The organism is Microcoleus anatoxicus, assembly GCF_042465725.1.
Lineage (GTDB): Bacteria > Cyanobacteriota > Cyanobacteriia > Cyanobacteriales > Microcoleaceae > Microcoleus > Microcoleus anatoxicus.
Genome location: NZ_CP120853.1, coordinates 6,326,400 through 6,339,402 on the forward strand (window position 1 = coordinate 6,326,400; position 13,003 = coordinate 6,339,402).

13 protein-coding genes are annotated in these 13,003 nt (G+C 43.4%); 5 read left to right on the forward strand and 8 right to left on the reverse strand.

The genetic code is table 11. The features are described 5' to 3' along the window. The first annotated feature begins 58 nt into the window (after positions 1-58). The gene (locus P2A85_RS27565; protein WP_377476645.1) at positions 59-298 is read left to right on the forward strand and encodes a hypothetical protein; all 240 of its coding nucleotides are present in this window, start codon (positions 59-61) and stop codon (positions 296-298) included. Here the strand turns inward: P2A85_RS27565 and P2A85_RS27570 are convergent. Together P2A85_RS27570 and P2A85_RS27575 are read right to left on the reverse strand one after the other, a co-directional pair. After that, the gene (locus tag P2A85_RS27570; protein WP_377476646.1) at positions 285-803 is read right to left on the reverse strand and encodes a helix-turn-helix domain-containing protein; all 519 of its coding nucleotides are present in this window, start codon (positions 801-803) and stop codon (positions 285-287) included. The genes P2A85_RS27565 and P2A85_RS27570 overlap by 14 nt on opposite strands. Then, the gene (locus tag P2A85_RS27575) at positions 800-1,318 is read right to left on the reverse strand and encodes a DUF6932 family protein (protein ID WP_377476647.1); all 519 of its coding nucleotides are present in this window, start codon (positions 1,316-1,318) and stop codon (positions 800-802) included. Before P2A85_RS27575 ends, P2A85_RS27570 begins: the two co-directional genes overlap by 4 nt. Before the next feature lie 34 nt (positions 1,319-1,352). On the opposite strand from P2A85_RS27575, the gene P2A85_RS27580 reads away from it, so the two are divergent. Both P2A85_RS27580 and P2A85_RS27585 read left to right on the forward strand, forming a co-directional pair. Further along, positions 1,353-1,583 (forward strand): hypothetical protein, encoded by a 231-nt coding sequence (locus P2A85_RS27580; RefSeq protein ID WP_377476648.1) that lies wholly within the window; start codon positions 1,353-1,355, stop codon positions 1,581-1,583. Beyond that, positions 1,495-1,806: a hypothetical protein gene (locus P2A85_RS27585; protein ID WP_377476649.1), complete on the forward strand. Its 312-nt coding sequence runs from the start codon at positions 1,495-1,497 to the stop codon at positions 1,804-1,806. The genes P2A85_RS27580 and P2A85_RS27585 overlap by 89 nt, the downstream gene beginning before the upstream one ends. Before the next feature lie 21 nt (positions 1,807-1,827). Here P2A85_RS27585 and P2A85_RS27590 read toward each other — a convergent pair whose 3' ends face one another. From P2A85_RS27590 to P2A85_RS27615, 6 genes are all read right to left on the reverse strand, one after another. Beyond that, complete coding sequence (locus P2A85_RS27590; RefSeq protein WP_377476650.1) at positions 1,828-2,163, reverse strand: XisI protein; 336 nt, start codon at positions 2,161-2,163, stop codon at positions 1,828-1,830. Further along, positions 2,151-2,567 carry a XisH family protein gene (locus tag P2A85_RS27595; protein WP_377481763.1) on the reverse strand — a complete coding sequence of 139 codons (417 nt, stop codon included), beginning with the start codon at positions 2,565-2,567 and terminating at the stop codon, positions 2,151-2,153. Before P2A85_RS27595 ends, P2A85_RS27590 begins: the two co-directional genes overlap by 13 nt. 171 nt (positions 2,568-2,738) lie before the next feature. After that, a complete protein-coding gene (locus tag P2A85_RS27600; RefSeq protein ID WP_371114810.1) occupies positions 2,739-3,032 on the reverse strand; it encodes a TIGR03792 family protein in 294 nt (97 codons plus the stop codon). A 26-nt stretch (positions 3,033-3,058) separates the two neighbouring features. Then, positions 3,059-5,269 (reverse strand): PAS domain S-box protein, encoded by a 2,211-nt coding sequence (locus tag P2A85_RS27605; RefSeq protein ID WP_377476651.1) that lies wholly within the window; start codon positions 5,267-5,269, stop codon positions 3,059-3,061. Positions 5,270-5,673: 404 nt separating this feature from the next. After that, complete coding sequence (locus tag P2A85_RS27610; protein ID WP_377476652.1) at positions 5,674-6,867, reverse strand: AAA family ATPase; 1,194 nt, start codon at positions 6,865-6,867, stop codon at positions 5,674-5,676. A gap of 89 nt (positions 6,868-6,956) precedes the next feature. Further along, positions 6,957-7,505 carry an RNA 2'-phosphotransferase gene (locus tag P2A85_RS27615; protein WP_377476653.1) on the reverse strand — a complete coding sequence of 183 codons (549 nt, stop codon included), beginning with the start codon at positions 7,503-7,505 and terminating at the stop codon, positions 6,957-6,959. A 765-nt stretch (positions 7,506-8,270) separates the two neighbouring features. On the opposite strand from P2A85_RS27615, the gene P2A85_RS27620 reads away from it, so the two are divergent. Next, the gene (locus P2A85_RS27620) at positions 8,271-10,991 is read left to right on the forward strand and encodes a diguanylate cyclase (protein ID WP_377476654.1); all 2,721 of its coding nucleotides are present in this window, start codon (positions 8,271-8,273) and stop codon (positions 10,989-10,991) included. Between the two features lie 509 nt (positions 10,992-11,500). After that, positions 11,501-12,991, forward strand: coding sequence for a tetratricopeptide repeat-containing serine protease family protein (locus tag P2A85_RS27625; protein WP_377476655.1), 1,491 nt, complete (start codon positions 11,501-11,503; stop codon positions 12,989-12,991). Positions 12,992-13,003 lie beyond the last annotated feature (12 nt).

The window sequence follows — 13,003 nt, forward strand, 5'->3', positions numbered from 1 at the left end:
TTGGTAGCACAGACGATGAATCATTCGCTGGTTTTGATTAGTCGCGATGAAGCTTTTGATGCTTATCAAATTCAGCGGGTGTGGTGATGAAGGAGGCAAAAATGTTAGATTAGCGATCGCCCTTGGCACCAAATACCAAACACTGCGATCGTTGTACGGAGTGCGATCGCCCTTTGTTGTTTCTGATGACCGATCGCCTAAAATAAAAGAGCGATCGCACTTATCTAATTCACAGCCAACCAAGCCGACATATTCAGCACTTTACTTTGACAAAAAATATGCTTTTAAGATACCTTGATTGCCTTTTTCATTCTTTGTTCGTGCCATTCTTTTGCACTTTCTTTGAGTTCCTCTATCTGCTCAAAATCTACCTGCATCACAGCCGTTTTAAACTCCACACCTAAAGCAAAGCTAATCTCAAGTAGTTCCAAAAAGCTAGCACTTTGATAACTTTTAGCCTCATGCTCTTTAATCCGCTGTTCATCAATTCCTAGCATTTCAGCTAGTTCTTTTTCGCTGATTTTGGCTGCAATTCGAGCTTTAATTAAAGCATCTGGCAGTTTATTCAAATTCTCAACTACAATTTCGATCGGCTCGCTCTTATCACAGTTAATCAATCTTTCATATTCAGCTATTTCTTCATGTAATTGATCCAAATGGCATTGGATTGCACCTCTACCTGCATCCCATTTGAGAAAGTCTTTTCTTTTTGCTTCTTCATCCCGATCCATCGCGGCCATAGTTTTTGTAAACTTTTCTACCCATTCTTGACTGACTTCATACTCAAATTCATCTTTAATCATGGTTCCCACCTCATTATATCTATAGCTATGATTCCTTTTTTTCTTTGTTTTCTATCCTTTTGAAAAAATTCAAAAGAATTATCTCCGTAATTACCTACAGGTTGGTCTGAGGGAAAAATCTCCCCTCTATACTTAGCTTTTTGGGCATTCCGGTCATAATGATTGAACAATCTAGGAGCATTAACTCTCAGATTATCCATGTCTACAGTTTCTCCATCGTAACAAGCATCAAAGTCGTTAGGATCTGGTTTGCTGGTAACAAAACTACCATTAATATAAATAGTCCTACAACCTGCTGCTTTTAACTGGGTCATTGCCAGTTTCAAGCCCCGTATCATGTTCTCTCTTTTAAAATTCGTACCAAATCTCTCGTTAAACTCCTCCCATTCACAGAAATGAACTCCTGGTGGTAGATTGCCGTTTTCATCGAATTCTGGAATCACTTGCTCACACTCATTCCACACATTAACGATTCGTCTTTTGATCTTACCATAGTTATCATTATAACTCACCATTATCCAGACAACCGACTCTGATAGGTGTAGAGGAATGGATTGGGCGATCGCCCTTCACACCAAATACCAAACACTGCGATCGTTGTACGAATTGCGATCGCCCTTTCTTGTTTCTGATGAGCGATCGCCTAAAATGAAAGATCGATCGCCCTTCAAGCTAAATACCAAACATTTCGATGATTGTACGAAGTGCGATCGCCCTTGGCACCAAATACCAAACACTGCGATCGTTGTACGGAGTGCGATCGCCCTTTCTTGTTTCTGATGAGCGATCGCCTAAAATGAAAGATCGATCGCCCTTCAAGCTAAATACCAAACATTTCGATGATTGTACGAAGTGCGATCGCCCTTCACACCAAATACCAAACACTACGATCGTTGTACGGAGTGGGGGAGGGCGGGTTTATTTAACCTGTCTGCAACCTTTAAAGCTCTTGGTGAACCCTTCGACTACGCTCAGGGCATCGCCCGCCCCTACAGCTTATTGAGAATGGTGCAATATCTCAGTTCTAACTCACTGCAAATTCTGTGAACTGACGCATATAAGGTGGATGAAACCCAACCACAATATCCGACTTCGGCACACCTATATTAACCAGCTCTTGCCCTAAATCAATTTCTGTTCCATTCTGCTGAATCCAGATTTTGCCATCCTTAATATCGAGGTGTATAGGACAACCGTAAACTCGCTGTTTGTTATCCCAACCGACTCGAACAACTTGATAATGATTGTGTTCTGTGTCAAAAATAACTTGCATCTCCACTTCTCCATAAGAAGGCTTGTATGCAGCATATTTTGTCAGAACTTGTTTGATATAATCCCGATATTTTTCTACTTTTTCCATAAAGATATCACCTCTTGTTCTACATCATAGACCAATAACTTAAACTGGTAATCATCCACAACAGCGATTGCAAATTCACGCTTGAAGAAATCGTTATACGCCGTCAAAGGAATTGCCAAAAATAGCTGACGTTGGGGGTCTTTGAATTTTAGTGCTGTACGGTAATTGATAAATTGTCCAACCGCTAAATGAAAATCAGTTATGGCTGAAGTATTCAAAAAGCTCTTGATTTCTACAGCTATTTTCTCGCCCTGGCGTTCGGCTGCGAGCAGACGTTCCGCCCCCAGATCGATTAACATATCAACTCCACCCACACTGATGGAAAGTGGGTCATCTGTAATCTGCCAACCATCCTTTTCCAAGGCAATCTTCACAACATCATGAAATTTATCCTTTGCTGACATAAAGCCCTGATAACAAACAATTATAATTATAAACGAATCGACTACCTCGAAGCCATCATCGGCATCCGCAAAGGACTTGAAAGCTTCTGAAGACACTGAAATTTATACAAGTCTTCTCTAGTTTATCTCAGAACAGTTCACGTTTACCAGTATCTCGTGACGAATTACTAACTAATGCAAGAACTTGCGGACTTGATATTCGCGACTTTCGGCGATCGGCATTTGCAGATCCCCCATTTTCGCATCCAACTCATCGATTAGACTTGGCGGCACCGAGTTCCACAACTCTTTACTTTCCCAGCGAATCAACATCACCACCTCATTCTCCACCGGATCTACCCAAGTTTCCTTACCCAAAAAACCGGGGAAACTTCTTAATGCAGCAGTCCAAACTTCTTCATCTCGCTGCATAAATGCTTCCCACTTTTCGTGAGGCACTTTAAATCTCAGCCACTCGATAACCATAAAAGTTGCCCTTTGTAAATAGCTAATCAACCATTGCCGATCGCAATTTTAACAATCACCTCAGTTCCCCGTCCCGGCTCAGAAACATATTCCAATTTACCACCATGTTTTTCTACTACTAAATGTCGGGATATTGACAAACCCAAACCGGTGCTAGTACCTGGGGGTTTAGTGGTAAACAAAGGGTCAAAGATACAACCGAGGACTTCTTGTGTCATGCCTGGTCCGTTGTCGCTAATGGCGATCGCCACTTCACTTTCCCCTACCATTTCCGTGCGAATCCGAATTTCGGGATTTGGCATTTTACCTGGGGACTCGTGAGCGGATAAATAAGCATGGTTTTTGATTGTACCAGATTTTTCGGCATTTTTTACTCCCGTTTCCACGGCATCGATCGCATTGGTTAACAAGTGCATGAAAACTTGGTTTAGATGTCCTGGATAGCAATGGACGCGCGGTAAATTACCGTATTCTTTAACTAGAGAAATTCCGGTTCGTCCGCCTTTAGCTTGGAGGCGATTTTGCAAAATCAGCAGAGTGCTATCCAAGCCCTCATGGATATCTGCCGACTTCTTTTCGGCTTCGTCAGTACGGGAAAATAGGCGGAGCGATCGCACGACATCGCGAATTCTTTCCGAACCTACCTGCATAGAGTTTAGCAGTTTCACCAAATCTTTTTTGAGAAAATCTAAGTCTAATTCTTCGATGTAATTTTGAATTTCTGGCACTACACTGGGATAATATTTTTGGTAAAGTTCCACCAATTGCAACAGTTCTTCAATGTAGCCTCTAGCGTGGCTGACATTGCCGGAAATAAAACTAACTGGATTGTTAATTTCATGGGCGACTCCAGCCACTAATTGTCCCAGAGATGACATTTTTTCCGTTTGAATCAATTGAGTTTGAGTGCGCTGCAACACCAACAGCATTTGTTCCAATTTTGCTGCTTGCTGTCGCAGGCGTTCCTCGGATTCCTGCAAAGCTGAGAGAGCTTGTTTCCTGTCTGTAATGTCCAATCCTACAAACACAGCCATGCTATTTTTTTGGTATTTTTGAGCAACTATTAAATAGGTTTTGTTTTCTCCTTTAACGCTGGCTGTTACTTCTTCCGATGTGGTTTTATCATCGCTGGCAAAAAACTTGTATACTAAATCGTTAAACTTGGAACTTGTTTCTAAAAAACCTACTTTTTGACCGACAAATATTTCAGCAGGCATTTGGTAAGCAGCAGCTAAATGGCGGTTAACTCCCAAGTACCGCAAATCGGAACTTACCCAAGAAACTAATCCGGGTACGGCATCCAAGACGGCTTGCAGTTGCTCTTTAGCTTCTAAAAGTGCTAATTGTGCTACTTTGCGATCGCAGATGTCGCGGGCGATCGCGCAGTAGTATTGTTGACCGTCTGATTCAAAATAATTGACTTTTACTTCTACGGGCAAACTTTTGCCTTCTTTGGTTTGACACAGGGCTTCAAAAGTCAGACTATTTTGTTCCTTAATTTGACTACAGTGAGTCTGCCAATCTAATAACGATAACTGGGGATTTATGTCGCTAACTTTGAGTTGTTGCAGTTCTGACTGAGAGTAGCCGAGATTGCGACAAAGAGCTTCGTTGGCGTAGCATATTTGACCTTCTGAGGTAGCGAACAGGACTAGATCGGGGCAGGTATCGATCGCCAGTTTAGTGATGTGTGCTGCTGTTTCTAAGCGATCGGTTTTGAGCTCCGATGGCAAAGGGCGATCGCCATGATGTGAGGAGATGGGATCGGCTAGGGATGAAGTAGATAGAATCAAACCTCCGATCGCCCCGTCGCTATTTTTCCAAGGTTTAAAGGCCCATTTGATGGCTTCGGCAGTGGTGCCGGGCCCGGTTTTTTTGGCGATCGATAATGTCGATCGCGCTTCGACAAACTCGGTATATTCTAAAACACCAGCCAACATAGCGCGGATAGTTTGCTGCCAATATTCCGGGAGATGAGGGAACAGTTCCCAATGAGACTTGCCGATGATATGTGGGGCACTTAAGTTACAAGCTGTTTCCCAGGGACGAGAAACAGACAGGTAGCGCATTTCACAGTCTACCATTGCTACGGCGTCAGGGGAATGCTCCACAAATCGCCGAAATTGCTCTTTACTCTCAGACACGGTTGCCTCTGTCAGTTTGTGGGTAACGAAGGTTGGACGATCGGCATACCTTTCCAGTACCTGACTTTTTTGCTTAACTGGCCTAGTTTGCACGGTTGGGGAAGTCCTCCTGATCTGTCTTGTTGGCAAAAAATCAACGCAGAAACCTGGTTTTTTGAGCAAAATACGGCGTTAAGACCTTTAATTCTGTCAAAAAACCCCGGTTTATTTGGTCAGGAGTGGGTAAATCCTGAAAAATTCTATTTAATACAAAAATGCTTTGTCCCTGATGAACTCGATCGGCTAATACCCTAGAGGGGGTCTCACCCATCATTGATATCATTTTCGATCGGGATCTGTCTATAGGCGATCGGAAAATTTCGCTTTAAATTATCAGATTCAAGTATTAACAGCCTGTTTGGGAAATGTCTAAGGGTCAGCATTCTAAGTATTATTGCGTATTGCCAGAGGGGCAATTCATGGGTTCGCGCAGATTTATAGAGACTCTGAAATTTAAGTCAGACAAATTTGTACGTAAATTCACAGGTAAAGTCCACTCTTCCTTTCCGTAATATTGCGGGGTCTAGTCTTTCTGTCGTATTGCACGTCATCAAAACTACGAGTTTTTGCTGAAATTGAATACCATGTTCATCTATGACACTTTGATACAAAGTTCCATCCAGCAAACTCAGAATATGTTCAGTTTTATTACTGCGTTGTGCTGAAACAGTCGATCGATCCTGTGCCAAATTATCAGCTTCATTGATAATAATACAAATCCGCTCTAAATAACTAGGTGGCACAAAATTTTCCACAGCATCGTGGTCTAAGATAAAAATCACATAACCAAGGGGGACTAAAATTTCCTTAGCCACGGCTTGGGTCCAGGCTGTTTTGCCAGTCCCTGGTGCGCCACTGACCAGAACAGCCAACTGATTTTGGTCAAGAATTGCCTGCTGAACACTATCTGTAAAACTTTGAACATCGGCGGGAAAAGTCCGAATTTGATACTGACTATTCACCTGTCCAACACGGCTTTTGTATCCACTCAGAATCACTGCTAAATTGTAAGTTGCTTTCCTGACCATTGGCGCAATGTTTTGGCAAATTAGAGTGTAGCGCCGCTTTCCCCTATCGTAGCTGTCTATTTGTAACCAGCAGGATGCGTCAGCCCAATAAGCATAAACACTACCCAAAACTTCCAAGCGTTCCCAGCTCGTAAATCGTTCCGGGGGATAGGAAAAATTTCTGTCCATAAATACCTGGGTAATGGCATCGGGCTTCCCCAGCAAATCCAGAATTTTGAAAATAGTAATTTCTTGGAGTTTGTTGAGAACATATTCGATGGGAATGCTGGCGCGACTGACTAATTGTACCACTGGTGTTTCGGTGGTTAGTACATCTTGGAAGCGATAATTTGGGTAAACTTGCTGGGGAGTAATGTAATCCCAAAAATCGTCAATTTCGTAACGAGTATTTTCGGAAAACACATTTAAGATATTTGCCCACCAACTATATTGATGTCGTCCCATTGCATCGGCAATATCGCTGGCTATATCTAAGGTTTTTTGAGTTAATTCCTTGGGGTCTGTCGCCACTAAGTGTAGGAAGTGTTCCCAGTCAAATTGTCGATATAGAGGTTGCCACCCCGCTCCTAGTAAGCCTCGGTTTTGAGGAGTTTTTTGAGTGTAATTGTTGTCGGAATCGTTCATATATATTTGATGCGTGATTGTTACTGATGGTTTTTGGGGTATTTCAAATTTATTTTTTTGTTCCCTAAAATATCGGACTTAACTGCTGGTTAACTGTTGATTCCTAGATATTTAGGGGGGACAAAATCAACTAGCCACACTCCATTGTTTGAACAGTAAAATGTGTAGCTATCTCTGTGCATTGCTGCGGTGTCTACAATAAAAACTGCTGGTATGCCGTGTCTTGAACCGACTCGGCGCGCCGTTTCAATTGCCGTGGATAAATGAACGTGATGGCGAGACATTTTTCTAATTCCTTCCTTGAGAATAGACTCGACTGCACTGGTAGTAGTTCCGTGATACAAAGTATCGGGAGGAATGGCTGGTGCTAATTCTAAATCAATCTCTATACTATATCCTTGATTCGCACGAATCATCGCCCCTGTGTGGTCAAAGGAAAAGCGTTGTTTGTCGTTTTGCTCTACTACTTGTTGCAGTTGATTAAGCTGAATGGGAAAGTTATGTTTTTGGCAAGCATCGAGGAGTTCGCTCACAGGAACCCAGCCACCGGAATCGAGTTGAATGCCGATGCGTTCGGGTGTGTGTCGCAGGTGTCTGCTGAGATATTTGCTGATTTTAACTAGCCGTGAATTGTTCATTTAGTTGTTTTTATTTTTAGGCTCGGTTTAGGGTTGGAAGGAAACTGGTCGGTCTCAGCTAGAGTGACATGATTCGAGCTGTTAATATTTTGAAGGTCATTGTATATTTTTCTTAACTGATCCTGATTGACTTTTTTATTTAGGCTTCGTTTGTGTATCTAAATTCACAGATATTTTTTCTCAATATGTTAATTTTCTAGTTCCTCAATACTTTGTTATCTAAACCTCAACAATTGTATTATATGTATAATACAACAAAGATACACCTCTGTCAAGGTGTAGAAAAAAAATGATGAAAATTGCTACCGATAGGAAGATGCGCCATGGATTAGTCCAGCACCATAAATTATTTATCAAGAATCAATACTTCTGTATTGAGTGCGGCAATTACACAAAAAACACCAAAAATCTCAGCAGGCGCTGAGATTGCACAGGGAATAATAACAGTAGGCAACGATGGAGGGGATAGTTATATAATTGATGTGACTCCAGACTAGGGGCGACTAGGGCGTGTTTTCTCTCCCCGGAGATCCCCCCCAACCCCCCTTAAAAAGGGGGGAGAAAGAAGCTCTTTCGTCCCCCTTCTTAAGGGGGATGCGAGGGGGATCAGGATCTGATGGATCAGGCAAGAAAACACGCCCTAGGGAGTCCCGTTGAAAATCAAAATCTAGCAAGTATTGCACTCCCAGGCGCGGTAAAAAAAACAGGGGTAATGTCTGTGGGTGTGAGTGAATAAGGTGTTAGCTATCAGGGAAAAAAACAGCAATGAATATCAAAAAGCAGATTCAGGCTCAAACAGAATTCACAAAACAGGATAGAGTCGATCGCGATGGCATTAATATTACCAAAGGCATAGACTCATCTATTCAAGAATGTTTAGATTTGAAAGTAGCGATCGACCGCTCGGCATTGGCGGTAAGAACAGATGGGAACGGAATTATCAATTATGTGAGCGATCGAGTTTGCTCGATTTCTCAATATCTGCGAAGCGAACTAATCGGTTGTCATTTTGGTATCCTCCATTCGGAAGATCAATCTTCGGCATTAATGAGAAATTTGCGGTCAACGGTGACAAAAAGTGAAGTTTGGCAAGGGGAAATTAAAAATCAAACCAAAGATGGCACTGATTATTGGGTACATGGAGTGATAGTTCCGTTCCTGGATTTTCAAGGAAAACCCTATCAGTATTTAGCGATCGGATTCGACATCACAAACCACAAAACCGAGGAAGCAGCACTAGCCCAACTCAACCGCGCCAAAGATGAATTTTTGGGAATCGCTTCCCACGAACTACGATCGCCCCTCAGCGCCATTTTGGGATGGGTGCAACTAGCGCGATCGCGGAAATTAAACGAAGCCACTACCAGTAGGGCTTTGGAAATCATCGAGCGCAACGCTCAGATACAAAACCAGCAAATAGACAATCTCCTAGATCTGTCGCGGCTGCTGCGAGGTCAAGTACGGCTCAACATGGTTCGAGTCCACCTCCCATCAGCGATCGAATCGGCGATCGACATTCTCCATCCCGCAGCAGATGCCAAAAACATCCAAATAGAAAAATCTTTCGATCCCACTATCGACTATATTTTGGGAGATGCAGAACGCTTGCAGCAAATAATCTGGAACCTGCTTTCCAACGCGATCAAATTTACCCCGAAATCGGCGGCGGGGGTAGTTCAAATCATGATGGAGTCTGTCCCGTCGGGGGTGCTGATTCAAGTCAGGGATAGGGGTTGCGGGATCGATGGTAAATTTTTGCCCCACATCTTTGACTACTTCCGCCCCGGAGATAACTGGAATAGCAAGGAACAAAACCGTCTGGGTTTGGGGCTGTCGATTGTACGCCAGTTGGTGGAACTCCACGGAGGAACTGTGTGGGCTTCGAGTCCTGGTATTGGTGAGGGGGCGACCTTTGGGGTGCAGCTACCGATTGTCAATCACCAGAATGTACCAGACGGTCGCCTTGGTGCGATCGGTAACAGGAAAAATAAAGACTCATCAGTTCCCCAAGCCTTAGCCGGAAAGCAAGTGCTGCTGGTGAAGGATAGCGCCGAGAGCGGGGAATATTTGATTTCTGCCTTAGAAGCATTGGGAGCAAAGGTAACAGCAGTCCGTAGCGTCCCCGAAGTAATGGCAGAGTTAGCAAAATCATGGTCTGACGTGTTGGTAAGCGATTTGGCGATACCGGAAGCAGAGGGCTGGGATTTGATTCGTCGCGTCAGAGCCCTGGAAATTTCTGAGCGCAGGGAATTGCTACCGGCGGTGGCGCTGACTGCTGGTGTGGCGGAAGATGATGCAGCATGGGCTCAGAAAGCCGGTTTTCAGAAACATTTGTCCAAGCCCGTGGAACTCAATCAGTTGGTGGGTGCGATCGTTCAACTGGCGGGACTTAAGGGATTTGGGAACTCCCCGTGGCTGAGGGAAAATTTCACAGCGATCGCGCCGGAATACCTTCTGGCCGGAACTAATAGTTTGCAGTCGCCAAAAAACGCAGCCGAATGTGTCGATGACTGCCGAGAATTACCGCTATTACTGGTAGTAGAAGACAACTATTTTCTACTGGCATACTTGCAAACTTTACTCACTCCTCATTACCGAGTGGCTGTAGCGCGGGACGGAGTAGAAGGTTTAGAAACTGCGAAAATATTGCGACCCAATTTAATTATCAGCGACCAAATAATGCCCCGACAAGACGGGCTGCATTTACTGAAAGAAATTCGGAATACAGCAGAATTGAGTTCAACTCCGGTCATTTTTTTGACAGCTCGCACGGGGATGGAAGCTCGGATTGAAAGTTTGGATGCTGGTGCGGATGATTATATTTCTAAGCCTTTTGATGAAAGAGAATTACTGGCGAGGGTGAGAAATTTGTTGCGATCGCACGCGGCGGAACAGCAGTTGGTAGCGCTCAACCGTCAGTTGCAGGCGCAAAAACAGCAGTTAGAAACGGTGAATGAAGCCTTGCATTATTTAGCAACCTATGACAGTTTAACTCAGGTAAAAAATCGTCGGTGTTTTAATGAATATCTCGACACTGAATGGCGGCGTTTGGCGAGGGAAGAAGCTACGCTGTCTTTGATTATGTGCGATATCGATTATTTCAAGCTGTACAACGATACCTACGGCCACCAAGCGGGGGATGAATGTTTGCGACGAGTGGCTACTGTGCTTCAGCGTTCGGTAAAACGTTCGGCTGATTTAGTGGCGCGTTACGGTGGCGAAGAATTTGTAGTAGTTTTGCCGAATACGGATATTCAAGGTGCTGCTTGCGTGGCGGAATTTATCCGTGAAGAAGTGCGGAATTTGCAGATAGTTCACGCTAAGTCTGCTGTTAGCGAATATGTGACGCTGAGTTTGGGTGTTGCTTGCTGTATTCCCGCACCGATGTCGCAGTCTGGGACGCTGATTGCGATCGCAGATGAGGCACTTTATCGAGCTAAAAAAGCAGGGCGCGATCGGGTATCAGTTGCCTCTTTTCCAGAATAGTCTCTGGTTTTTTGTTAGTTGGGAAACCAGGGCGTAAAAAAGGTGTTTTTACCTATTGATTTTTGGTGTTTTTTGGGTTATATTTTAGATAATGGGAGTGGTGACAAAAATAATTATTTTTGTCACCACTCCCATTATTAGATGATACCTAATTAACTAGGAATTGTCAACCTTTTGACCTGAAAAAAAAGGGCGATTTTTTTTAATTATTATCAAAAAAAATATCTTGAAGTGAGTTAAGTAGAAATAGAAACAAAAGAAGAGGCGATGGATAGTCAAAGCTAGAGTTGTGGCGAAGCAGAGCCAACTTGAGTGAAGGCGCAAATTAGCTTGTAACCACATAACAAATTATCACGAATTTGTCCTCTAATGTACGAAATGTAAGGAATGTACGGAATGTCAGAAAAAGGGCGATCGCCTGAAAAATTCGAGTAGATTGATTTTTCCGACAAGGGATTTTCATCTATACTATTTGGAGTATAAAAAATCTTAGTCTTCAGCAATCATCTATGAATAGGGGTTATTCGCGGTTTGATTCCCTCGCCAGCATCCTAGCAGGAACAGTAACGGTAGCAGGAATAGTCGTCTTTCCAGCAGCACCAGTTTTCGCAAAAACTCCCCAAGAAATTGCGAAACTAGCTGAATCTGTCACTGTTCAGATTAATGGAAAAACAAGTGGAGGGACTGGATTTATTATTGCCAAACAAGGCACGACTTACACTGTACTGACAGCTAACCACGTTGTGGCTGATCGGGATACCTATACGATTCGCACTAATACGAAAAAAGACTATCCAGTAACCCGTAGTGTACTATTACAGAAAGGCCAGAATGCTCCAGATTTAGCAGTCGTAACATTTAACAGCACAGAATCTTATCCTATTGTAACTTTAGGCGATTCCGAACAAGCTACTGTTGGAGCAGAAATTTTTGTATTTGGCTATCCAGGTGTTCCCGCTAGCAGAAACTACCAAAAAGATCGCAATTTTGAGTTTGTACCGGGCTTCGTTACCAGCCGAATTTCAAATCATCCCCAAGGCTATAATTTGCGCTACAATGCTCTTACGAAAGGGGGCATGAGCGGAGGGCCTGTATTTGATAGAGAAGGGCGTGTAGTTGGGATTCATGGAGAAGGCGATCGCGATTATGATAGTGTCAATGACGGAAAAAGTGTCACGGGTTTCGCCTTTACAAAAACAGGATTTAATTCAGCAATTCCTATCAACACTTTTATAGCTAAACTGTCGGAAGCTGGGTTAAATCGTTCTGCTCTTTTGGTGAATACTTCAACCGCCACTAATGCACCTCTAAAACTGAACAATCCCAATGATGCTAAGACTTATTACGTTCGAGGTTTAAGTCGGTTTGACAAGGGAGATTTGTCAGGTGCTGTGGCGGATTTTACCCAAGCGATTCAAACTCAATCCGATTATGCGGAAGCTTATTTCTATCGGGGACTGGCTTATTTTGATTTGAGACAAATGCCAAAAAGTATTGCTGATTATAGCAAGACGATCGCCCTTAATGCCAGTTATGTTGACGCTTACTACAATCGGGGGCTGGTGTTGTCGGCGATGGGAGATAAACCAGGGGCGATCGCAGATTATACTCAAGTCATCCGCTTGGATAGAAACTTTGCGGCAGCTTACAACAACCGAGGATTAGCGCTTTCAGACTTGGGCGATCAAAAAGGGGCGATCGACGATTTCAATCAAGCGCTGCAAATTAATCCCGGTCGCGCTAACACCTATTTTAACAGAGGATTGGCACTATTTCGCATCAATAACGATCGCTCTGCCTTAGCCGATTACACTCAAGCAATTCAACTCAATCCCAGTTATGCCAAGGCTTTTGCTAACCGAGGAATTACGTTGGTGAGAATGGGAGATAGACAAGGGGCGATCGCAGATTTGCAGCAAGCGGCTCGTTTATTTAGGGCTCAAGGAATGAATGCAGATGCTCAAAAAGCATTAGATTTGATCGGTCAATTGCAAAGGTAGTAAAGTTTATGA